14 protein-coding genes are annotated in these 24,826 nt (G+C 58.1%); 6 read left to right on the forward strand and 8 right to left on the reverse strand.

Translation table 11 applies throughout. From position 1 onward, the window contains the following. The first annotated feature begins 82 nt into the window (after window positions 1–82). Window positions 83–1,003: a LysR family transcriptional regulator gene (locus ACMGG1_RS02620; RefSeq protein WP_122080242.1), complete on the forward strand. Its 921-nt coding sequence runs from the start codon at window positions 83–85 to the stop codon at window positions 1,001–1,003. 27 nt (window positions 1,004–1,030) lie between these two features. On the opposite strand, the gene ACMGG1_RS02625 is transcribed toward ACMGG1_RS02620, so the two are convergent. Both ACMGG1_RS02625 and metC read right to left on the reverse strand, forming a co-directional pair. After that, window positions 1,031–1,693, reverse strand: coding sequence for a DedA family protein (locus tag ACMGG1_RS02625; protein ID WP_046372619.1), 663 nt, complete (start codon window positions 1,691–1,693; stop codon window positions 1,031–1,033). Between the two features lie 154 nt (window positions 1,694–1,847). Further along, complete coding sequence (gene metC / locus ACMGG1_RS02630) at window positions 1,848–3,044, reverse strand: cystathionine beta-lyase (protein WP_046372620.1); 1,197 nt, start codon at window positions 3,042–3,044, stop codon at window positions 1,848–1,850. A 458-nt stretch (window positions 3,045–3,502) separates the two neighbouring features. On the opposite strand from metC, the gene exbB reads away from it, so the two are divergent. Together exbB and exbD are read left to right on the forward strand one after the other, a co-directional pair. After that, complete coding sequence (gene exbB, locus ACMGG1_RS02635) at window positions 3,503–4,477, forward strand: tol-pal system-associated acyl-CoA thioesterase (protein ID WP_122080240.1); 975 nt, start codon at window positions 3,503–3,505, stop codon at window positions 4,475–4,477. A gap of 3 nt (window positions 4,478–4,480) precedes the next feature. Next, the gene (gene exbD, locus ACMGG1_RS02640; RefSeq protein WP_020828649.1) at window positions 4,481–4,903 is read left to right on the forward strand and encodes a TonB system transport protein ExbD; all 423 of its coding nucleotides are present in this window, start codon (window positions 4,481–4,483) and stop codon (window positions 4,901–4,903) included. A 231-nt stretch (window positions 4,904–5,134) separates the two neighbouring features. Here exbD and ACMGG1_RS02645 read toward each other — a convergent pair whose 3' ends face one another. From ACMGG1_RS02645 to ACMGG1_RS02670, 6 genes are all read right to left on the reverse strand, one after another. Next, window positions 5,135–5,953, reverse strand: a complete 819-nt coding sequence (locus ACMGG1_RS02645; protein ID WP_122080238.1) for a shikimate 5-dehydrogenase — start codon at window positions 5,951–5,953, stop codon at window positions 5,135–5,137. Between the two features lie 36 nt (window positions 5,954–5,989). Further along, complete coding sequence (locus tag ACMGG1_RS02650; protein WP_142816350.1) at window positions 5,990–7,033, reverse strand: substrate-binding domain-containing protein; 1,044 nt, start codon at window positions 7,031–7,033, stop codon at window positions 5,990–5,992. Between the two features lie 21 nt (window positions 7,034–7,054). Further along, window positions 7,055–8,464, reverse strand: coding sequence for a sucrose-6-phosphate hydrolase (locus tag ACMGG1_RS02655; protein ID WP_142816478.1), 1,410 nt, complete (start codon window positions 8,462–8,464; stop codon window positions 7,055–7,057). Then, entirely contained in the window at window positions 8,464–9,834 is a 1,371-nt protein-coding gene (locus ACMGG1_RS02660) for a sucrose-specific PTS transporter subunit IIBC (RefSeq protein ID WP_020828643.1), read from the reverse strand. The genes ACMGG1_RS02655 and ACMGG1_RS02660 overlap by 1 nt, the downstream gene beginning before the upstream one ends. Before the next feature lie 65 nt (window positions 9,835–9,899). Continuing rightward, window positions 9,900–11,309: a carbohydrate porin gene (locus ACMGG1_RS02665; RefSeq protein WP_020828642.1), complete on the reverse strand. Its 1,410-nt coding sequence runs from the start codon at window positions 11,307–11,309 to the stop codon at window positions 9,900–9,902. A gap of 230 nt (window positions 11,310–11,539) precedes the next feature. Further along, on the reverse strand, window positions 11,540–12,469 hold the full coding sequence (locus tag ACMGG1_RS02670) for an aminoimidazole riboside kinase (protein WP_400826880.1): 930 nt from the start codon (window positions 12,467–12,469) through the stop codon (window positions 11,540–11,542). A gap of 580 nt (window positions 12,470–13,049) precedes the next feature. On the opposite strand from ACMGG1_RS02670, the gene ACMGG1_RS02675 reads away from it, so the two are divergent. The 3 genes from ACMGG1_RS02675 to ACMGG1_RS02685 are packed head-to-tail and all read left to right on the forward strand — an operon-like array spanning window position 13,050 to window position 24,820. Beyond that, window positions 13,050–14,765, forward strand: coding sequence for a ShlB/FhaC/HecB family hemolysin secretion/activation protein (locus tag ACMGG1_RS02675; RefSeq protein ID WP_046372625.1), 1,716 nt, complete (start codon window positions 13,050–13,052; stop codon window positions 14,763–14,765). A gap of 10 nt (window positions 14,766–14,775) precedes the next feature. Then, entirely contained in the window at window positions 14,776–15,306 is a 531-nt protein-coding gene (locus ACMGG1_RS02680; RefSeq protein ID WP_020828639.1) for a toxin-activating lysine-acyltransferase, read from the forward strand. A 10-nt stretch (window positions 15,307–15,316) separates the two neighbouring features. After that, window positions 15,317–24,820, forward strand: a complete 9,504-nt coding sequence (locus tag ACMGG1_RS02685; RefSeq protein ID WP_414161139.1) for a hemagglutinin repeat-containing protein — start codon at window positions 15,317–15,319, stop codon at window positions 24,818–24,820. Window positions 24,821–24,826 lie beyond the last annotated feature (6 nt).

The raw sequence follows: 24,826 nt of genomic DNA on the forward strand, positions 1-24,826 counted from the left end.
AGACCTGCTGATAATATCGTTGATAGAAGTTCGCCAGTGGCGATAAGATTTCCTTTGATTGTTTCTTTCAGGGCTACAAATCATGAGCGATCGATTGAACGGCATTTCGGTATTTGTCACCGCGGTGGAGGCAGGCAGTTTTGCGCTGGCGGCCAGCCGGCTACACCTTTCGCGTTCGGCGGTGGGGAAAACCATCGCCCGCCTGGAGCAACGGTTGGCCGTTCGCTTGTTTCATCGCACGACCCGCAGCCTGAGCCTGACCGACGACGGTGCGCTGTTTTACGAACGTTGTCTGCGGGCACTGGAAGAGATACGTACCGCAGAAATGCTGCTGGAGTCGGGGAAGCAGCAGGTTAACGGCAGGCTGAGGGTGTCGATGCCGGTGCTGTTTGGCCGCATGTGCATTGCGCCGCTGTTGACCAGTATGGCGCGTGAGCATCCTGGGCTGGAGCTGGAGCTGTCATTCAACGACCGCGTGGTGGATTTGATTGAGGACGGTTTTGACCTGGCGATCCGCAACGGTACGCTGGTCAGTAGCAGTGGGTTGGTGGCACGGCGCGTTGGCGACCACCGTATGACATTGTGCGCGGCTCCGGAATATCTGTTGCGCAGCGGCGAACCCAAAACCCTCGAACAGTTGGCACAACATGATGCGGTGACCTACATGCGCGCCGGCGTGGTTCTTAACTGGACGCTTCTGGATGCCTGCGGAAAAGAGCAGGAGGTGATACCGAAGAAAGGGTTACAGATGGATGACCTGCAGGCGATTGCGGATGCCACGGTAGCGGGGTTTGGCATAGCCTGGTTACCTTGCTGGCTGGTGCGCGAAGCGTTGTTGAAAGGGGAATTGGTCAGGCTGATGCGCAATCGGCCCGGCATGTCATTCGACGTTCACGCGGTTTGGCCGCAAACGCCACATTTGCCTTTGAAGGTTCGATTGGCGGTGGATACGCTGGTGAGCAAGCTGCCTCCCAGTCTGGCGTTGGTTGAAAAAGCGCTTTAAGGGCGACGATGGCCGCCCGTCCGGGTATCAGGAAGAGGCGGCGCGTTTTTTACGCCAGATAACCAGCATGCCGCCCACCAGGCCAACCAGCAGCAGCACCAACGGCAGGATCATCAGCCCGGTCATCACCTGGCTCTCATAGCGTTTAACCAAAGGGATCTGGCTGAAAGCGTAGCCGAGGCCGACCACTGCACCTACCCAAATCACCGCGCTTAGCCAGTTAAAGAACTGAAAACGGGTGCTGTTCAGGCCAGAAATCCCGGCCATGGTGGGCAGCAGGGTGCGAACAAAACCCAGAAAACGGCCGATGACCAGCGCCGTCAGGCCATGGCGGTTAAACAGGTTGTGTGCACGTTGGTGATACTGAGCGGGCAGTTGCAGCAACCAGCCTTTGACCAGATTGGTATGGCCCAACCAACGGCCCTGCAGGTAGCTCAGCCAGCAGCCCAGGCTGGCGGCGACGGTCAAAATGATCAGCGTCGGCACAAAGGCCATCACGCCTTTGGCGATCAGCGCGCCGGATAACAGCAGCAGGCTGTCGCCGGGTAAGAAGGAAGCTGGCAGTAGTCCGTTTTCTAAAAATAGAGTGGTGAAAAGCACCGCATAAACCACCCAAATTACGCTGGGATCGGCAAGGGCAATGAAGTCCTGCTGCCAAAGCGCATGAACAATCTCTCGTAATACATCCATTATTTATCCTGTTGCATACCGGTTGCGCCTGGCTTCAGGGTATCCAGGGCACAGTGTTGGCCGTATCTGACAGTTACCCGCCTAGTGTAACGCTAATAGCTTAAGCACACATTAAACAAGGCGAATAAAGTTGCCGATGCAAGCAGGCGTTCTGTTAGCGCGTATTGGCAATTCGGTCGAACCCGGCGGCGAGATCGGCGATCAGATCCTGCACATTTTCCAGGCCGATATGCAGGCGTACCAGAGTACCGGAGAAGTCTATGCCACCCGCTGGGCGAATGGCTTCCAGTTCTTCCGGTTGGTTAGCCAGGATCAAGGATTCAAAGCCGCCCCAGGAATAGGCCATGCTGAAGTGGCTGAAGTTATCCAGAAACTCGGCTAACTGCACGTCGCTCAGGCGCTGTTTCAGCACGAAAGAAAACAGGCCGTTGCAACCGTTGAAATCGCGCAGGTAAAACTCGTGGCCCTTGCAACCGGGCAGCGCCGGGTGATTGACCACTGCCACCTCTGGTCTCTGGGCCAGCCAATGGGCGACTTCGATGCTGCTCTGCTGGTGCTGCTTCAGGCGTACGCCCAGGGTGCGCAAACCGCGGCTGGCCATATAAGCGGTATCGGCGTCTACCATCTGGCCCATCAAATAAGAGTATTCACGCAGTTGGTCCCAACAGCGCTCGTTAGCCACGGCGGTGCCGAGCATGTAATCGGAATGGCCGATAATATATTTGGTGCCAGCCTGAATCGAAATGTCGATATCAAAATCCAGCGCCTTGAACAAGATGCCGGCCGCCCAGGTGTTATCGATCATGATCACCACTTCAGGTGCCACGGCGCGAATCGCCTGCACCATCGCCGGGATATCCTGGATCTCCATAGTGATCGAGCCGGGTGATTCAAGGAACACCACACGGGTATTGGGTTGAATCAGTCCGGCGATATCGGCGCCGATCAGCGGGTCGAAATAGGTGGTTTCCACATTCATGCGGCTCAGAATATGGGTACAAAAGTCCTGCGTCGGCTCATAGACGGAGCCGGTCATCAGCAGATGGTCGCCTGCGCCGACAAAGGACAGAATGGCGTTGGAGACCGCCGCCGCGCCGCAAGGATAGAGCACGCAGCCTGCGCCGCCCTCCAGCTCGACCATCGCATCCTGCAACGCGAAGTGGGTCAGGGTGCCGCGTCGGCCGTAAAACAGCTCGCCATGAGCACGTTTGGCGGTGGCCTCTTTTTTGGCCGCCACGGAGTCAAATACCAATGAAGAAGCGCGTTGGGTGACGGGGTTGACGGAGCCCTGGGTATAGCGCTTGCTGCGCCCGGCGCCAATCAGGGTAGTTTCGATGTTTTTAGACGTCATAGGAGCGGGCTCACCTTTGCTTGATCTTCACGGGCCATTTGCAATAGCCCTTACGTTAGCATGACGCTTTATAGCCATCCAGACGTTTTAACATCCAAATGTAGAAACGGCTATAATCTTCTGCTCAATCGTGCTCTCGCATGCCATCCTTCTGCCTGACGGCGATAACCAAGCGAGTTTATCGGTGAGACCGGGATGTAACAGTAAAATGCGACAAATCCCCTGTCTTTGTTGCAGCCCTGTGCGGTAAAAGTGACGAAATAGCCCTATAAAGGGTACATATAGGTTCGAACAGGCGGCGAATGGGTTCGCCAGGGAGCCATAAGTGCGCCGCAGGAGTAATTTTCCCGATTATTTGGTAAATAATAATGAGAACCACTATCAATCCCTGATTGGTTTGATATGATCGCACGCTGAATTATTCCTCAATTTTGATCGGTAACGGGTGGAGGCACAGCGTGAAAACGGCTGGCAAGAATTTAAATCAAGGATCGTTCGGTCAGGGCCGGGCGCAATGGGGCCAGGCGTTCGGCCGTGGTCTGTTAGCTTCAATGGTATTGGTGGCAGGTCTGGCCGGCAGTGCTCATGCGGCACCGGCGACTAATCCGGCCGTTACCGAAAGCGTGGCTCCGGCTGCCAGCGCGCCTGCCGCGGCAGCGCCTGAAACCCTCACTCCGGTCAACCCGCAACCGACCATCCAGCCGCCGGAAACCCGCGGTATGGACCTGTCCGTCTGGGGTATGTACCAGCATGCGGACATCGTGGTGAAAATCGTGATGATCGGCCTGGTGCTGGCGTCTATCGTCACCTGGACCATCCTGTTCTCCAAGGGCAGCGAACTGTTCCGCGCCAAGCGCCGTCTGCGCCGCGAACAGCTGGCGTTGGCCAACGTACGCTCGCTGGACGAAGCGTCCGAACTGGCACAGAGCTTCTCGGAAGAAAGCATCAGCTCCGTGTTGCTGAACGATGCGCAAAACGAACTGGAGCTGTCGGCGGCGTCCAACGACAACAACGGCATCAAGGAACGTACCGGTTTCCGTCTGGAGCGTCGCGTTGCGGGCTACAGCCGTAACATGGGACGCGGTAATGGCTTCCTGGCGACCATCGGTGCCATTTCGCCGTTTGTCGGTCTGTTCGGTACCGTTTGGGGCATCATGAACAGCTTTATCGGCATCGCCCACTCACAAACCACCAACCTGGCCGTGGTTGCGCCCGGCATCGCAGAAGCGCTGCTGGCTACCGCGCTGGGCCTGGTCGCCGCTATTCCTGCGGTGGTGATTTATAACATCTTTGCGCGTGTGATCAGTGGTCACCGCGCTCAGGTTGGCGACGTAGCGGCGCAGGTTCTGCTGCTGCTGGGCCGTGATTTGGATCTGGCCGCCACGGCGGAAGCCAAACGTTCACAGCATTCACACCAACTGCGGGTGGGGTGAGTTATGGCGATGCGCTTAAATGAAGATCTGGACGACAGCGGCGAACTGCATGAAATCAACGTGACGCCGTTTATCGACGTCATGCTGGTGCTGTTGATCATCTTTATGGTGGCCGCGCCGCTGGCAACGGTAGATATCCGTGTCGATCTCCCGGCGTCCTCCGCCAAACCTCAGCCGCGTCCTGAAAAACCGGTGTTCCTGTCGGTGAAAGCGGACAAACAGCTCTACGTTGGTGAGCAGGCGGTCAGTGCAGATCAACTGACGTCGGTGCTGGATCAACGGACGCAGGCGAATAAAGAGACCACCATCTTCTTCCAGGCGGATAAGAGCGTGGACTACGAAACGCTGATGAGCGTAATGGATACGCTGCGTAAAGCCGGCTACCTGAAAGTGGGGCTGGTGGGGATGGAAGGCACCGCCAAGTAGCGGGCTGGCATCACCCAGGATTAGAAGGGCGCTCAGGCGCCCTTTGAGGCCGTTGACAAAGTGCTCTGTTGTTTAATGGTAGGGGCGCTGCATGCTGCGCCCAATAGCATAATCAATGGGTTAAATCGGGTCGAACATGTTCGACCCCTACCGGTTTAGCCTTTCACAGGTTTGTCAGCAGTTTGAAAGGGCGCTCAGGCGCCCTTTTTTACGTCCAGAGTTCGAAAATATTCAGCCGCGAGCGTGCGCTGCAGCACGGGCGATTTGCTCATCGGTAGGACGTACGCCGGTGTAGAGGACAAACTGTTCCAGCGCCTGCAGTGCAATCACTTCTGCCCCGGTAATCACCTGTTTGCCGTGCTCACGTCCGTAACGGACCAGCGGGGTTTCCGCAGGCAGCGCCACCACGTCGAAGACGATTTTCGCCGCATCGACAGTCGCGGGCGCGAAAGCCAATTGCTCCGCTTCTGCACCGCCGGCCATGCCGATTGGCGTTACGTTGATCACCATATCCACTTTTAGCTCATCGACTTGTGCCTGCCACTGATAGCCGTATGCACTGGCCAGAGCCTGTCCGGCCTGCGGGTTACGGGCGATGATATAGCCATTTTTAAAACCGGCGTCACGCAGTGCCGCGGTCACCGCTTTTGCCATACCGCCGCTGCCGCGCAGGGCAAAGGCGGTTTCTGTCGGGATTTGGTACTGGGCCAGCAATTTGGCGATGGCGATATAATCCGTGTTATAGGCCCGCAAAAAACCGGCGTCATTGACGATGGTATTGACCGATTCAATCGCCGTTGCGGAAGCGTCCAGCTCATCGAGGAAGGGGATGCAGCTCTCTTTGAACGGCATGGAAACCGCGCAACCACGGATGCCCAAAGCCCGTACGCCGCCCACTGCCGCCTGGATATCCTGGGTAGTGAACGCCTTGTAGATAAAGTTCAGATCCAGTTCCTGATACAGATAGTTATGAAAGCGAGTACCGAAGTTGCCTGGGCGACCGGCCAGCGACATGCACAGCTGGGTATCTTTGTTAATCTCACGGCTCATGCTGAGCTCCTTAAGCGGAAAAAGAAAAACCTCAAGTCAGGGCTGGCCGAGCAGCGCCTTCGAACCGGCGTGGCGCCAGTGGATATTGCCCGGCAGGTAAAGCGCGTTCTGTTCCAGGGGCCGCTCGTCAATCAGCGCGCTGACCATGTCGAAGCTGTGTTGCGCCAGGGCACGACAGTCTTGGGCCACGGTGTCGATTTTCAGCGTCAGGCCATCGAACAGGTAGTGATCGTCGAAACTGCACAAATGCAGGTCGCTCTCCATCAACTGGTGCTGATTCAGGTAGCGCAACACCCCTTCCAGCAGACCACAGGCGGCGGTAAATAACGCTTTTGGCGGACGGCCCAACTGTGCGCACAACTGGGCGAACATCTCGTAGCCGGAGCTGGGGTGATAATTGCCGTTGATGATCCATTCCGGTTTACACGCCACGCCGGCGCGCTCAAGGCCGAGCTGAAAACCGGCCAATCGATCGCGGGTTGGCGAGATGCGCGGTTGCCCGCCAAGGAAATAGAACTCGTCAGGATGCTGGCGCGCGACGTTTTCCACCAGCGTAGCGGTCGAGTTCAGCGAGTCGGTGATCACCAGCGGCAGTTCGGAGCCGGTAATCAAGCGATCCATCTGCACTACCGGCAGGCTGGCGTTAATCTTTTGGTATTCCGCATCGTTGAGCTGGCTGGAGGCGACAATCAGGCCGTCGACCTGACGCTGCACCAGACTGTTCACCGCCATCATTTCCTGCGCCGGGTTTTCGTCGGTACAGGCGATCAGCAACTGCAAACCGGCCTCGCGGCACAGGGTTTCCAGCTCGCGTGAAATCACCGCAAAACCGTAGTTGGTCATTTCCGGCACCACCAGCCCCAGAGTATGGCTGCGGGAGGAACGCAGCGAGCGTGCATGGAAGCTGGGCTGGTAATGGTGCTCGCCGGCCAGCGCCAGGATGCGATCGCGGGTATCGTCGGACACCCGATACTCCTTGCTGCGGCCATTAAGCACCAGGCTGGCGGTCGATTTCGACACGCCGGCCAGTGCGGCAATATCACTGATGGTTATGCGTTTATTTTTTTTCACTGACGGCATCTGAATTCATCGAAGGATGCGTCATTCTAGCATGCATGGCGTCAGCGACCAGTGCTCGAGCGCCAGCTGCGCTTTACCGCTCAGGTGCAGTAAGGGTTGTGGGCCGGGGAAGTAGCGCGAACTCATGGTCGCTTCGCCGTGATTGATAAAAATCTCCACGCTCGAACGGTCGAACAGTATCTGCAGCTGAGTCAGCTCACCGCGCCAGTAACGGTGTTCCGGCTGCCCGCTGCGCAGGTTGTTGCGCGTCAGCCGCAGCACGGTGCCATCCCAATTCAGGGCCATCGCCCCGCCAAAGTCGGCGTTGAACGCGCCGTTTGGCGCCAGCAGCAGTTCCGCGCTGTCGACAGGCCAGCAGGGCGCGTCGTCGGCGGTGCCCTGCCATTGGCGGTTTTCGCCCCTCAGCTGTTGCAGTTCACGTGCCGGACGTTGGCAGAGTCTGCCGTTATGCAACGACAGCTCCCGTGGGCAGGTCAGAATATGGATCCAGCCATACGGCAAGGTCGGGTGGCAATCCTCGTCTTGCTCCGGCACGCCCATCCAGCCAACCAGTAGCCGGCGACCGTCTTCGGTCAGGGTGGTCTGCGGCGCGTAGAATTCAAACCCGGCATCCAGTTCGTGGAAATCCTGATGGTCGAAAGTGGCCTGTCGATAGTCCAGCCTGCCGGTGAAATACCCCGCCTGGTAAACATTGAGATAGCGTTCGGCCTCCGCCGCCAGGCCTTGCGGACAGCAGATAAGCACCTCGGCACCGTCCAGCGTAAACAGATCCGGGCATTCCCACATATAGCCGAAGTCACCGATGCCGTTCAGCTGTGAGCCGGCGATTTCACCCAGCAACTGCCAGTTGCGCAGCTCGGCGGAACGCAGCAGTAAAACCTTACCGCGATCCTGCAGGTCACGGGCGCCGAGCACCATGTACCAGTTGTCCTTATGGCGCCAGACCTTCGGATCGCGCACGTGGCCGCTATAACCCGGCGGCAGCGGCAATACAGGCCCGAGCTTGTCATAACCGCCGTGAGCATTTTCCTGCGCCAGGCATTGATAGGCGGTGCGCGAGCCGTCGGGATATTTTACGTTGCCGGTGTAGGCCAGCATGATTTTGCCGTCTGCCACTACCGCCGAGCCGGAATAACAGCCATGGCTGTCGTAGCAGGCTCCCGGCACCAGCGCCACCGGCTGGTGCTGCCAGTGGACCAGATCCGTCGACTGCCAGTGACCCCAGCATTTGTTGCGGTGATCGCAGCCCAGCGGGTTCCACTGATAGAACAGGTGGTAAACCCCGTTATGCTGAATAAAGCCGTTGGGATCGTTGAGCAGCCCGACGCTGGGGGCCAGGTGCCACGCCGGTCGGTGCGGATCGCGCAGCGCCTTGGGCATGCCGCTCATCATCGCCTGAACGGCCTGTTTCATCAGGTTTAGTTCTTCCATCATTCACTGTCCGTTTTGTATTTCAGCAACAACGAGAGGGTAAAGGCGCTGCCAAAGGCGATCACCAGACCAATGATATAACTCACCAGCGAACTGGCCTGCACGATTGCCATTCCCGGAATGGCCGTGAGCCCGACGGCGTTCATGCCGACATGATTGGCCACCACCCAGGCTCCACCGAGCGCACCACCCGCCAGAGCCGCCAAAAACGGTTTCACAAAGCGCAGGTTGATGCCGAAAAGCGCCGCTTCGGTAATGCCAAGCATGGCGGAAAAGGCCGAAGGTACCGCAATGGCTTTGATTTTTGCGTCACGGGTTTTGAAATACACCGCCAGACAGGCGCCACCCTGGGCGATGTTGGCCATTGACCAGATCGGCAGCAGGAAGTTAACGCCGATATTCGGGTTACCGAGCAGTCCGGCTTCGACGGCGTGGAAGCTGTGGTGAATGCCGGTGATCACGATAGCGGAATAGAGGCCGCCGAACAGCAAGCCGGCAAACCAACCGGCGTGGGTAATCAACGTGCTGAGGACAAAGGAGATGCCGTCACCCAGTGCGCGCCCGGCGGGGCCGATAAACAGCATGGCGACGAAGCCGGAGATCACCACCGTCAGGAACGGCGTCAGGATCAAATCCAGCGCGTTGGGGATCACCTTACGCAGCTGTTTTTCCAGTACGCTCATAAACCACACCGTCAGCAGCACCGGGAATACCGTGCCCTGATAGCCGATCATGGCGATCTCCAGCCCGAAGAAATCCATGGTATGGAAACCACCGGCCACGCCCCAGGCGTTGGTCAGCGCCGGATGCGTCAGAATGCCGCCGAGCGTGGCACCCAGATAGGGGTTACCGCCGAACTCGCGCGCCGCGGTGAAACCGATCAGGATCGGTAAAATGATGAACGCCGCCGAACTGAACATGTCCAGCATCACGAACAGGGCGCTGTTGGCATCGGCCCAGCCGTAGGTTTTCACCATGCCGAGCAGGCCCATCAGCAGGCCGGAGGCGACGATGGCCGGAATGATCGGCACGAAGATATTCGACAGCAGGCGGGCGATGCGTTGCAGCGGATTAAGTTTTTTAGCGGCTATGTCGGCGGCTTCCGATTTACTGGATTCGCTGACGCCGGCCGCTTTGATAAATTCCGCGTGCACCTTGTTGACCAGCCCGGTACCGAAAATCACCTGGATCTGCCCGGCGTTGCTAAAGCAGCCTTTCACCCCGTCCAGCTTGCCGATCGCCACTTTGTCTACCTTGCTGTCATCCACCAGCACCAGACGCAGGCGCGTGGCGCAGTGGGCGGCACTGGCGATATTTTCTTTACCGCCGAGCAGCGGCAATAGCGCGTTGGCGGTTGCGGTTATGTCCATGTTCACTCCCTTCATAAATAAAAATGCCGCCGCGATTTTTCGCGGCGGAAATCAGTTCATCCGCGTCAGAAGAAGTACTTGAATCTGGCACGTACGCCATAGCGCTGATCGTTATTGGCGTTGGCTATCTTGTTCTCGGCATTGGCCTCCAGCATCGAAACGTAGGCGCCGAGGTACAAATTGAAATTCTTCATATTCATGATGTTAGGTATCTGATACGAAGTATGGATTGTGTGGATGTCATACTTGCCCGGCTCGCTGAGCGGGTTGCTGATATCGGCCGTCATTCCGGCAGTGTTGAACTCTTTGATATTGTTGTGAGCATAGATATAACCCACTTCAAAGCGGCGCCACAGCACGTTGACCCCGGCGGTAAAGTCCTGTTCGCCGGAGGCGTCAAGATAGGCAGTGCTCAGGTTGGCGACCACGCCGTTGTCCGGATGAGTGGCAGTGTTGTTCCAACTGAGGGTCATGCCATAGCCGTTGCGCTTGGATTGGTCGACGAATTGTCCCTGACTGTCATGGTAGCCATAGGCGTTGTTGACCACGTTGCTTTCCATCGCCACCGCCGCGCTGAGCCGATCTTTTTTCCACGCGATCACCGGCCGCAGGTAGGCGACATTCTTTTTGTTATCCAGGCTGTTGCCGTGATAGGCGTCGTCCTGAAACAGCGAGGTACCGTCTTCGACCAGCGTATTCAGCTCGAAGTAGAAGTCGCCGGCGTACTTGCTCAGCATCAGGTTACCGCCGCTGCTGCTACGACCGCGGCCTTCTTTCATCATGTAGATATAACCGAAGCCATCAGCATACAAATCGTTGGCGGTATTGCCGGAATACTGGATGAAGGTGTCCTGATTGAGCGGGAACATGTCGTAGGCTTCAAAGCGACCAATCTTGGTTTGCCAGTTCTTTTCGTTACCGAAGAAGAAGGCGGCATCGTCGAGGTTCATTTTGCCGGTCATGTCTGCCAGCGGTTGCACGCTGAAACCAGAAAAGTTGCCATCCGGGTTGCGGCGATAACCGTCCACGCCGACCAGTATGCGACCGTTGATATCCCACTTTTCTTTGTTACCGGGCTTCCAGTCCTTGTTGTCGCTGCCTTTCAACGACGTCAACTGGCCGCTGCGGCTGGCGCCGTCAAGGTTGAATTCGACGTCGCCGTACAGCTTGAGATCGGTTAAGCCGGTGAGCTTCAGGTTGCTGGCCGGTGCGGCGTGGGTTTCCAGCGTCGCGGTACGCTGCGCCACTTGTACGGTTTGCCGCTCGGTGTTGGCGGTACGCTGCTCCAACTGCTGAGCCTTGCGCTCCGCCGCCGTGGCGCGCGTTTCTGCCTGGCTCGCCCGTTGTTCGGCCTGCTGCAGCCGCTGTTCCAACGCATTGAGGCGCGCTTCGATGCTGTCGTTGGCGCCTGCCGCTGCGGCAGAGGTAGAGATGAGAAGCCCTGTAGTGATGGCCAGATAGCTAAGTTTTTTCATGATTTTCTATCATCCGGGAAGGTTGTTATTATTTTTTGCTAAATTGCTAAACCGGTTTTTCAGGATGAAAGATAGTGAGTTGCTGTGCGGCTGGCAATCAAGTTTGCTAACCCGATTCAGCTATTGTGATCGACTCCGCAAATTGTGCCTGAACTGGCAAGGGCGAATGTGGCCCCGATATTGTTTGCTTAATCTCGGGTCTTGTCGGGGCCGGTTTTACTGTGGGCGGCTCAGCGGCGAAGGAAGGCCCGGAGCTCGTCGGCATGCGGCAGCGCGGTCATCGCACCTTTGGCGGTAGTCGCCAATGCGCCGCAGGCCTGAGCCTGAGCGATCACCGCCGGCCATTGTTCCTCCTGCGGCAAAGCGCCGATCTGCGCCAGCGCCGCCAGCAGGCCGGCAACAAAAGCGTCGCCTGCACCGGTAGTATCGACAGGGGTGATTGTGGGGGCACGGAAATGCCGGATCTGCTTGCCGTCGTGTACGCATACGCCGTTGCCGCCCAGCGTCACCAGCAATAAACGCAGCGGGTAGCGTTGCATCATCCAGTCAATGGCACTCTCCAACTCACCGATATTGCTGATAAAACTCAGCTCTTCCAGCGAGATTTTCACCACGTCTGCCAGCAGCAGGGCCTTTTGCAAACAGGTGCGCAGCGCATCCGGTTGACGCCAGACCTCTTCACGAATGTTCGGGTCAAAGCTGACCCAGCCGCCGGCCGCCTTGATGTTCTCCATGGCGGCAAACGTGGTGCTGCGGCTGGGCTCCTGCGACAAGGCAATAGAGCAGACGTGCAGCCATTCATCGGCGTTGAATTCAGGCAGATCTTCAGGCTGCAGGAACAGGTCGGCACTGGGATTGACCATGAAAGTGAAGGAGCGCTCGCCCGACAAATCAAGGTCCACCACCACGGTGGAGGTGTGGTGACCGGGGTCCTGGAACATATGGCCAATATCCACCTGTTCTTCGCTCAGTACCTGTTGCATGAAGGTGCCGAAACTGTCTTGGCCAACCCGGCCGATAAAGGCGCTGTCGCCGCCCAGGCGGGCAATGCCAACCGCCACATTGGCAGGCGCACCACCGGGACACTTAAGGTAACTGTTTGAGTTTTCAGGCACCAGGTCGACGACTGCATCACCCAGAACCCATACGCGATTAACCATGTTCAACCTCTGTTTTCACCCGTGTCAGATGGCGAGCTAAAATAGAAGAACCGGTTTAGCATTGCAACGAAAGAATCTGTCGCACCAGGCGAAAGGCAGCAGACTGCGAGGTGGCTATGACTTGATGGCGGAATAAGTTATATCGATTGTGAATAAGTAACGCATTGACAAATATAATTAAAAAATAGCATGGCAATTAATCGCGAATTTGATTTCTGGTGGGAGCTAATAAAGTGGTTAATCGTATTTTAAATAGGAAATTTCTTAAAGGTTGTAACCTGTTTAGCGTTAATGACTCGGTGATGAATAATTGCATTGTTTAGATGCAATTATTCATGAATATGAATGTCGATTAAAATTGATCTATAAATATAGTGATTAAAAACAATTTGTTAGTTGTTATTTTTGGCTTGGCTTAACAGCACCGGCATGAGCATTGCAGATCCTTCTTATTAAGCATTTTGTTACCCAGCGCCCATTACCGAGCAAAATTAAGTTGATCGTGAGCTATTCGTGCGCATAATGTTTGCGTTTATTTACAATTCTTATCTTTTATTTGTCTTTCGACAGGGAAAAAGTAATGCGCCACTCCGCTTACTCTTCGCTCGGCCTTGCTGTGCGCAAGGGCTGTATTCCATTTGGCTCCGTTGTCTTGCCGCTATTTATATTCAGCCAACCGTTGCTGGCGGCAACATCAAACAGCGAACAGCTGATCATACAGCAGCAGCGGCAAAAGGCGCTGGAGCAACAGCTGACCCCTCCGACGCCGGATGTGCGCTTGTCGCCACCTTCATCCAGTTTTGGACGTATTGCTTTCCCGCAGGAAAAACCCTGCTTCCCAATCGATCAGGTCGAATTGAGTGGCCAGGACAAACTCCCTCATTGGCTGCCGTTACAGCGCATCGCTAATCAGGCGCAGGGGCGCTGCCTGGGCGGGCAGGGCATTAACCTGTTGATGAGTACCCTGCAAAACCGGCTGGTGGATCACGGCTACATCACTACGCGCGTGCTGGCGCCGACGCAGGATCTGAAAAGCGGCAAGCTGCGGCTGGTGGTGGTGCCGGGTTACGTGCGGCAGGTGAAACTGACGCCTGACAGCGGCCATTACATTCAGCCTTACAGCAGCTTCCCGGCCCATGCGGGCAACCTGCTGGACCTGCGCGATATCGAACAGGGGCTGGAGAACCTGCAGCGCCTGCCGACGGTGCAGGCCAATATGGAAATCATCCCCGGCGAACAGCCCGGCGAAAGTGACATCGCCCTGAGCTGGAAGCAGGAACGCATGTGGCGTATTGGCGCCTCGCTGGATGATTCCGGCACCAAGAGTACCGGGCGCTATCAGGGTGGTTTAACGCTGTCGCTGGATAACCCGTTTTCGCTCAGCGATCTGTTCTATATCTCCGGCTCTACCGATCTGCAAAACCAGGGCGGCAAGGGATCGAAGAACATCACCGGGCACTATTCGGTACCGTTCGGTTACTGGATGGCCGGGGTTACCGCCAACAGCTATGACTACCACCAGACCATTGCCGGTCAGAATCAGGATTACCGCTACAGCGGCAAAAGCAAGAATCTGGATTTCCAACTCAGCCGGGTGCTGCACCGCAACGGCAGCCAGAAAACTACGCTGACCTATGACGTGCTGGCGCGCGAGTCCAGTAACTACATCAACGATACCGAAGTGGAAGTGCAGCGCCGACGCACCTCGGGCTGGCGCCTGGGGCTGCAGCACCGCCACTACATTCAACAAGCTACGCTGGACGCGGGTGTCAGCTATCAGCGCGGTACCCGTTGGTTCGGCGCATTGCCTGCGCCGGAAGAGACCTTTGGCGAGGCCACGGCGCTCAGCAAAATTGTGCAGCTTAACGCCCAGCTCGACGTGCCATTCAGCCTGTTCAGCCAGAATTTCCGCTACAACGTGCAATACCAGCGTCAGATCAGCGATACGCCGCTGACGCCGCAGGATCAGTTCGCTATCGGCAACCGTTGGACGGTTCGCGGCTTTGATGGCGAACGCACCCTGAACGCCAATCACGGCTGGTTCGTCCGTAACGATCTGGCCTGGCGCACACCGTTGCAGGGGCAAGAGTTGTACCTCGGCGCCGACTACGGCGAAGTGGGCGGTTACGGTTCCGACTATCTGGTTGGGCAGCACCTGGCCGGTGGCGTGGTGGGGCTGCGCGGCTACGCCTTCAAGGTCGGTTACGATCTGTTCGCCGGCGTGCCGTTCTCCAAACCCGAGGGGTTCAGCACCAGCCCGGTCACCCTGGGCTTTAACCTGAGCTGGAACTACTGAGGGCACGACCATGCGCATAGGCGAATACGATATCAGGGCGCCGTTGATCCTCGGCGGCGAAGACAGTGAGGCAGAAGCCTTTGGCGCGGCGGTATGGCTGTGGATGCATTCACCGATGCACCGCGACGCCCCGCTGCACACCCTGCCAACCCTGCTGCTGCCGATCATCAAGCGACAGCAATATGTGCTGGCGTCGCACCAGAATCAGCCGGTGTTTTTCCTCAGTTGGGCCTGGATGAATCAAGAGGCCGAGGCGCGGTATTTGACGCAGCCTGCGGTGAATATGCTGGAAAGTGACTGGAACAGTGGCGATCGTCTGTGGTTCTGCGACTGGATAGCGCCCTTTGGGCACACGCGAGAAATGCGCAATCTGATCGCTCGGGAAATCTTCCCGCACCTGTGCATGCGGGCGCTGTATCACCGCGGAGAGCAGCGCGGAAAGCGCGTGGTGAACTTTAAAGGCGCGCAGGTTAGCCATCAACAGGCGCAGCAATGGTGGGCGAGCCACCCGTTAGCCGTCGAGCCGTCAGAAATCCAATAAGGACATTGCCATGAACAAGAACCTGTATCGTATCGTTTTCAACAAAGCGCGTGGCATGCTGATGGTGGTGGCGGATATCGCCCGCTCCGGCCGTGCCGGGTCAGCCCGTTCGTCTGGTTTGGGGCATACCCTGAGCCAGTGCATAGGCAAGATGAACGCCGTCAGCTTTAGCCTGCTGATGGCGCTGGGGGCTATCCAACCGGTGCAGGCGGCGATTATTGCTGACGGCAATGCGCCGGGCGGCCAGCAGCCGACCATCGTCAACAGCGCTAACGGTACGCCACAGGTCAATATCCAGACGCCAAGCGCCGGTGGGGTTTCTCGCAATACCTATAGCCAGTTTGACGTCGACAAACAGGGTGCGATCCTCAACAACTCCCACAAAATGACTCAAACCCAGCAGGGCGGCTGGGTCGACGGTAACCCGTGGCTGGCGAAAGGCGAAGCCAAGGTGATCCTCAACGAGGTCAACTCCCGCGATCCCAGCCGTTTGAACGGTTATATCGAGGTTGCCGGGCAGCGTGCTCAGGTGGTGATCGCCAACCCGTCAGGCATTACCTGTAACGGTTGCGGTTTTATCAACGCCAACCGCGCCACCCTGACCACCGGGCAGGCGCAGATGAACAACGGTAACCTGACCGGCTTTAACGTCGAACGCGGTGAAGTGGTGGTTGAAGGCGCCGGTATGGACAGTTCGCGCCAGGATTACACCGAGATCATTGCACGTTCGACGAAGATCAATGCCGGACTGTGGGCGAACGATCTCAAAGTCACCACCGGTCGCAACAAGGTGGATGCTGCGCATCAACAGATCGACAAACAAAGCGACGAGCCGGCCACCCGTCCACAACTTGCGGTGGACGTGGCTAAGCTGGGCGGTATGTACGCCGGTAAGATCCGCATGATCGGCACCGAAACCGGCGTTGGAGTACGTAACGCCGGTAACATCGGTGCGCAGGCCGGCAGCGTGATAGTCACTGCCGATGGCCGTATTGAAAACAGCGGTAAAATTAGCAGCGGCGCTGATACGCAACTGGCCTCGAAGGGCGGCGTCAGCAACAGCGGTTCGCTGTTCGCGGCGGGCCATGCCGATGTCAGCAGCGACGGTGAGGTACAAAACAGCGGTTCTATTGCGGCCCGCAATAATGTGCGTATCCAGGCAGCCAGCCTGAACAGTGGCAAAGGCAGTACGCTGGCGGCCGGTGTGCAACAGGATGGTCGGCTTGGCGGCAGCGGCGAACTGGCGCTAACCACCAGCGGAAAACTGACTGCGCAGGGCCAAAATCTGGCGGCAGGCAACCTGCGTGCCAATGGGCAGGGCGTGGACATCAGCGGCAGCCGTACCGCGGCTACCCAGGTCACATTGGAAGCCGGGGCCGGCGATTTGTCCACGGCCAATGCGCAGGTTGAAGCCGCGCAACAGCTCACAGCCAGCAGCGGCAAGCGGTTCAATAATGACGGTGGCAAGCTGGCGGCGAATAAACTGGCGCTTAATGCGCATGACTTATCCAACCGCAAGGGGGAGATCACCCAGCTTGGCGAAGACAACCTCCGGTTGAACCCACAGGGCAAACTGGATAACGCCGGTGGCCGTATTGCCAGCAACGGCAATGACTTGACGTTGGAAGCGGGTCTGATCGACAACCAGGGCGGGCAAATCGTCCATGCCGGTAAAGGTGCGCTGGCGGTGAATACCGGTCGCTTGCAGGGCGATGGTGGCAAGCTGCTGTCCAACGGCCAGCTCAGCATGCAGGGCGGCGACTACGTATTGGACGGCGGCACGACTTCGGCACAGCAGATCGCGTTGGATGCCGGCAGTCTGTCTAACCGCAACGGCCAACTGGTGCAGAGCGGCAAGGGTGAGATGCGCCTTAATGCCCGCGAGGGGATTGATAACCAGGGCGGCCAACTGGCGGCTAACGGCAACGTCGCACTTAACGCCGCGCGGTTGAACAACCAGAGCGGCAAAGTGATTGCTGCGCAGGACGGCAGCCTGAAGGCACAGGTCAGCGGCGCTATCGATAACCGACAGGGACAACTGGCGGCCAGCGGCCATACTCAGCTGCGGGCGGACAAGCTGGATAACCGCAAGGGGCTGGTTTCCGCCGCGACGGGCAATGCTGAGGTTACGGCGCGACAGGCGCTGGATAACCGCGGCGGCCGTATTGAGGCCAAACAGGCTCTGCAACTGACCGGTACCGGGCTGGAGAATCAGGCCGGGCAGGTCGTGGGCGGCGCGCTTTCGCTGGCGCTGGGCAAAGGGGCGCTGAACAACCAACAGGGCGTTATCGCCGCCAGCGGAGATCTGGGCCTGAGCAGCGGTGTGTTGAACAATGACGCTGGCCTGCTGCAATCCGCCGGCAATATGAATATCGACACCCAGGGCGCGGCGTTGAGCAACCGCCTGAGCGGTGAAACCGGCGGCATCCTCAGCCAGGGGACGTTGACGATCCACAGCGGCGCGCTGGACAACAGCCAAGGGATGCTGGTGGGTGCCGGGACGACCGATCTGTTCACCGCCCAGCTTGATAACAGCCAGGGCACTCTGGTCGGCAAGCAGAAGCTGAATATCGACAGCCTGGCACTGACCAACGACGGTGGACTGTTGCAGGCGGGCGGCGATGCGCGCATCGATACCCACGGTCAGGCGTTGAGCAATCGCGACAGCGGCAAGAATGGCGGTATCAGCAGCCTGGGCAAACTGACGATCGCCAGCGGTGCCGTGGATAACCAGGCCGGTTTTATCGCCAGTGCGGGTGACCTGCAGCTGCATGGCGAGCAACTGGATAATCGCCGCGGCACGCTGGCTTCAGAGAAGCAGCTGTCGGCCACCGCCAGGGTGATCAATAACCAGGGCGGGGCGATCAAGTCCGGTCAGGATATGACGCTGGATGCCAAAGAATTGCTGGATAACAGCAATCTTGGGGTGATTGGCGCAGGCAAAAAACTGCAGCTGGACAGCGCGCATTTGGTGAACAATCAGGGAACGCTGGTCAGCGCCGATGTGGCGAAGATTAACTTCGGCCTGCTGGAGAATCAGGGCGGCCAGTTGGCGGCACAGACGGCGCTGGAGCTGCACGGCAATAGCCTCAATAACAACGACGGTGGCCTGATCCAGAGTGGTGAGGGGTTAGATCTGACCGTTGAGCGGCTGACCAACGCCAACAGCGGCGACAAGGGCGGCATCACCAGCCAGGGGGCGATGAACCTCACTACCGGCGTATTTGATAACGGCCAGGGCGTGGTGATTGCCGGCAAGGGCTTGCAGCTCGATGCCGAAGCGCTGCTGAACGGTGGCGGCAAACTGGTGGCACAGCAGGCATTGGTGCTGAATACCACCGGTGCAGGCGGCTTGAATAACCAGGGTGGATTGGTGCAATCGGGTGCGGATATGCATGTCGATACCCACGGCCAGTTGCTGGATAACCAGAACGGTACCCTGCACAGCCTGGGTAAACTGCAGCTCAGCAGTGGCGACGTCAATAATCAGGGCGGAACGCTGGGGGCCAAAGGTGACTTTGCCCTGGCGGCGCTGAAATTGGACAACAGTAACGGCGGGCGGATTGTTGGCGAACAGGCGGTTCAACTCGCCAGCGCCGGTCTGGATAACCGCAACGGACAAATTCAGGCGGTCGGCAACCTGTTGCTGGACAGCGCTCAGGGGGTTATCGACAACGCCCTGGGGCTGATCCGCAGCGGCGCCACCGTGACGCTCAATGCCCTGCAGTTCATCAACGACGACACCAAGGCGGAAAATAAAGGGCTGGAAGGCCAAGCCGTGGCGTTGAACACCGGCTCGTTGAGCAACCGTGGCGGCAGCATTCTGGCTAACCAACAGCTGACTATCACCAACGGCGGTCAGTTGGATAACAGCGCAGGCCAACTGGCCGCCAGCGAAAACCTGCAGTTGCAGGGCGCGGCGCTTAACCTGCTGAACACCGGCGGTATCGTTAAAGCGGGCAAGCTGCTGGACATCAACGCAGCAGCGGTCGGCGGCGACGGGCAATTGCTGTCGCTGGGCGATATGAACCTGGTCAGCGCACAGGGCATCAATAACAGCGGTGAGATGATTGCCAACGGCAATTTCAATTTCACCACGCCGGGCGATGTGACCAACAGCGGCAAACTGCTGGCGGGTGCCAAGCTCGATCTGCGCGCCAATAATCTGTTCAATGCCGCCAGCGGCGAGATAAACGCCGGGCAGGACTGGCTGACGGTCAACGGTACCTTGAACAACTATGGTCTGATTGACGGCAAACATACGTTGATCCAGGCCAATACGCTGACCAACATTGGCACCGGCCGTATTTATGGCGATGCTATTGGCGTGCAAACCGTCACCTTTAACAACCTGGCGGAAAACGGCACCGCTGCCACGCTGGCCGGGCGCGAACGGGTGGATATCGGCACCCAAACGCTGAATAACTACGATCATGGGTTGATCTACAGCGGCGGGGACATGGCGATTGGCGGCCAGCTTGACGCCAACCACCTGGCCACTGGCCAGGCCGGCACCCTCAATAATCACAGTTCGACCCTTGAATCTGCGGGCAACATGGCTATTTCGGCCGGACAGATCAACAACGTCAACGACCGCTTTACTACCGAACTGGTCACCGTTTCCAACGGAAAAATTACCGAGTATCAGCAATCGGGTGACCCAGTACGCTGGATGGCCGGAGAACCGGGCGTTTTCGTTGACCGCAATTCATCAGACTCGCTGTTGAACCTGAATACCCCAGGGAAAACTGGGCATAACAACGACAGATTTACGCAATACGACTACAACCGCACGGTGCAGGAAACCCAGGTCAAGGAAAGCGATCCGGCCAAAATCATCGCGGGTGGCGATATGGCGATCAACGCCGGGCATCTGCTGAACGACAAGAGCCAGGTGATCGCGGGCGGCACGCTGGCGATTAATGCCGGCAGCGTGGATAACGTGGCGGTGCCGGGCCAGCGCCTGACCACCGACGTCGGCGAAGTGACCAGTTACTACCGCATCAAGAAGAAGGGTAAAGATAAGCAGGGGCACAATGCCACGGCCTATACGCCACCGACCACCATTCAGACCATTTCGCTGAAGCCGAGCCAGCTGATTGACCACGGGCAGGTGGCAGGTAACCCAATCGCCATTGCCCCGCTGACGCAGCAGGGCACCAATACCACTATCGGCGCTGCCGGTGGGGTCAATGCGGTGGTCAGCGGCAGTGATATTTCCGCCGGCCTGCAGACTATTGGCAGTGGCGCTCTGCCGGTGATCCAGGCCGTAGCGTTGCAGCCGGGCCAGCAGTTCGAAGTCGCCAACAAGGTCAATAACCAGCAGGGCGACGCGGCGGACAGCGTGGTGCGCATTGTCGGGCCAGACACCCGTTTACCGGACAACAGCCTGTTCAAGACCAATCCGGCGCCGGGCGGCCAGTATCTGGTGGAGACCGATCCGCGCTTCACCAACCAGAAATCCTGGTTGGGCTCGGATTACATGATGGGTAAAGTGACCAATAATCCGGATAACGTGTTGAAGCGCCTGGGTGACGGTTACTACGAGCAGCGGCTGATCCGCGAACAGGTGATCAACCTGACCGGCCAGCGCTATCTGGACGGTTTCAACAACGACGAAGAGCAGTTTAAGGCGCTGATGGATCAGGGGCTGGCCTTCAGCCAGCAATATAACCTGAAGGTGGGCGTGGCGCTGACGGCTGAGCAGATGGGGTTGTTGACCCAAGATATCGTTTGGCTGGTGAACGCCAAAGTCACCTTGCCGGACGGCAGCCAGCAAAACGTCCTGGTACCGCAAGTGTATGCCCGCATGCAACCGGGCGATCTGGACGGCTCCGGTGCGCTGATTGCCGGGCGTAACGTCAATCTCAATCTGGGCGAAGGCCTGTTCAACAGCGGCCATATCGCCGGGCGTGAAATGGTGAAACTGAGCGCCGCCAACATCACCAACGTGGCGGGCCAGATTCAGGGGGCCGACGTTGGCCTGACTGCCCGTACCGACATTAACAATATCGGCGGGGTGATCCAGGGCAACAACTCGCTGCTGGCCAGCGCCGGGCGTGATATCAACGCCATCAGCACTACCCGTACGGCGCAGAGCGTTAACGGCGCCAACAGCTTCGAACGCACCAACATCGACAGCGTGGCAGGCATGTACGTGCAGGGAGCCGACGGCAAGCTGATGCTGCAGGCCGGTCGCGACATCAAGTTGGATGCGGCGCAGGTGGTTAACAGCGGTGAGAATGGCCAAACCCTGCTGAGTGCCGGGCGCGATCTCACCCTGAATACGGTGACTACGGCCAGCCGCGACAACCTGATCTGGAATGGCGACAACAGCCTGAAACAGGGCAACAGCCAGCAGGTCGGCAGCGAAGTGGTGGGCAAAGGGGCCGTGACCCTCAATGCCGGGAACGATATTACTGCCCATGCGGCAACGGTTTCGGCCGGCGATGCGCTGAACCTCAATGCCGGCCATGACATCAATATTCTCAGCGGCGAGAACACTCTCGATCTGGACGAGCGACACAAGGTGACCGGCGGTAACGGCCTGATGTCGAAAACCACGACCACCACCCGCGACACTCTGGATCGCCAGACCGTACAGGGCACTACCCTGAGCGGCGACAGCATTAATGTGTTGGCGGGCAATGATTTACGCGTTCAGGGCAGCAGCGTGGCCGGGACTCAGGACGTGAAACTGCTGGCAGGGAACGATCTTAGCATCACCGGCGCGACCGAAAGCAACAGCGAACTGCACCTCAAGCAGGAGAAAAAATCCGGCCTGATGAGCAGCGGGGGTATCGGCATCAGCTACGGCACCGAAAGCCTGAAAACCACGGATACCGCGCAGGGGCTGACCAATCAGGGCAGCACCGTCGGCAGCGTAAACGGCAACGTCACTCTGGGGGCCGGTAATAACCTGGCGGTGACCGGGTCCGAACTGGTGGCCGGCAAGGACATGGCGCTGAGCGGCAAGAATGTGTCGGTGACGCAGGCGCAGGATCAGAACAGCCAGACTCACAAGGTTGAACAGAAGAAATCCGGTCTGACACTGGCACTGTCCGGCACGGTCGGCAGTGCGCTGAACACTGCGGTAGAAACCTCGCAGCAGGCGAAATCCACCGACGACAGTCGCCTGGCGGCATTGCAGGGTACCAAGGCGGCGCTGAGCGGCGTACAGGCGGTGCAGGCGGCGCGTTTGGCGCAGGCGCAGGGCGCCGATCCGGCCAATAACAACATGGTGGGGATCAGCATTTCCTACGGTACCCAGTCTTCCACCTCTACTCAAAACAGCGGGCAGAGCACCGCGCAGGGCAGCAGCCTGACGGCGGGCAATAACCTGAGCATTACCGCCAGCGGCAACGGCGTGAAGGGCCAGGACGGCGACATCCTGGTGCAGGGCAGCCAGTTGCAGGCGGGCAAGGACGTCACCCTGAATGCCAACCGCGACGTGAACCTGCTTTCCGCCAAAAACACCCAGTATCTGGACGGTAAAAACGAGAGCCAGGGCGGCACGCTGGGCGTGGGTATCGGTGTTGGCTCCGGCGGTATTGGGCTGAGCGTTTCCGCCAGCGTCAACAAGGGCAAGGGTAACGAGAAGGGCAACGGCACCAGCCACACCGAAACCACGGTTAACGCCGGTAATCAGGTCAACATTACCAGCGGGCGCGATACCAACCTGATCGGCGCACAGGTCACCGGCGAATCGGTCAAGGCCGACGTGGGTCGCAATCTGCTGCTGGAAAGCCAGCAGGACAGCGATCGTTACGATTCCAAACAGCAGAATGCCAGCGCTGGCGGCAGCTTCACCTTCGGTTCGATGACCGGTTCGGGCAGCATCAGCCTGAGCAAAGACAAGATGCACAGCAATTACGACAGCGTGCAGGAGCAGACGGGCATTTTCGCCGGCAAGGGCGGATTTGACCTGACGGTGGGCGAACATACCCAGCTTAACGGCGCGGTGATCGGCAGCACCGCCACTGCCGACAAAAACACGCTCGATACCGGCACGCTGGGCTTTAAGGACATTCACAATCAGGCCGATTTCGACGTGGAGCACCAGAGCGTAGGCATCAGCTCCGGCGGCAGCATTGGCAGCCAGTTCGCCGGTAACATGGCCAACGGCCTGCTGGTGGGGGCCAACAACAGCGGACACGACAGCTCAACCACCTTTGCTGCGGTGAGCGACGGCACCATCATCATCCGCGATCAGGACAAACAAACGCAGGACGTCAACGACCTGAGCCGCGACGTGGAGCACGCCAACCAGACGTTGAGCCCGATCTTCGACAAAGAGAAAGAGCAAAAACGGCTACAGCAGGCGCAGCTGATCGGCGAGATCGGCAATCAGGCGATGGATATTGCGCGGACCGAGGGGGCGATCGCCGCAACCAAAGCCGCCAACGAGAAAATGAATAACGTTACCGATGCCGATCGCCAGGCAGCAGCGGATAAGCTGGCGAAAGAGAAACCGGGCAAGGTCATCACCGATAAGGATATCAACGCGCAGATTTACCAGACGGCGTATAACCAGGCGTTCAGCGAGTCGGGCTATGGTACGGGCGGTAAGGTTCAACAGGGTATGCAGGCGGCGGTTGCCGCAGTGCAAGGGTTGGCCGGTGGCGATCTAAAAGCCGCGATTGCCGGTGGGGCTGCGCCGTATCTGGCGGAACAGATACATCGCCTGGCACCGAATGAGGAAAGCCGAATTATCGCACATGCCGTGGTGGCTGGCGCACTGGCTGAACTGCAAGGCCAATCGGCCGCGGCGGGAGCTGCGGGCGCTGCGACAGCTGCATTAGGCACTAAAGCGATTGCCGAGGCGATGTTCGGCACCAGTGACTTCAGCAAAATGAGCGAAGAACAGCGCCAGACTGTTTCCGCGTTGGCTACGCTCGCAGGTGGTTTGGCCGGCGGCTTGGCAAGTGGCGATACGGCGGGTGCGGTCGTTGGTGGACAATCGGGTAAGAATACTTCTGAGAATAATGACCAGTTTAACTTCCCTATACCACCAGCCGTCCAGCAGGATGCATCGCTGGCATTTTGGATGGCACAGCAAGGGGCCGGACCAGAGGCTATTGATCAGGCAGTCAAAGACTCACATCTTGGTCCTTCAGTTGGTGTTACATATAAAGTTAAACCTTACGGTAAAGTTGAGGCTGCGGTTGGTGCCGGCTATGGCCTTTATGTAGACGGGACAGTCGACACAACGCAAATATCGCTTAATCAGGGGGAGACACTTGCTCTGGGCGGGCGAGTAGCTGGCCAAATAGGTATACAGCTGGGGCCATACTTTGCTAATACGCTTGATATGGAAAGAAATAACTCATTAGACTTTGGTTTTGGGATTGCCGGTGTGGGGATTTCGTATGGCAAAGATGGTGTAGGGTTAAGCTTGGGTGTAGGACCAGCTATCGGCTGGACCGGAATATCAAAAGAAACTGGAGTTGGTAATGTTGATATAAATGGTTCCTCCGGGACTGAGTTCTATCACTATGATTTTGAAAAAAAGTGAGATAGA

Source organism: Serratia sp. BNK-12 (assembly GCF_047456085.1).
In the GTDB taxonomy this organism is placed as follows: Bacteria; Pseudomonadota; Gammaproteobacteria; order Enterobacterales; family Enterobacteriaceae; genus Serratia; species Serratia liquefaciens.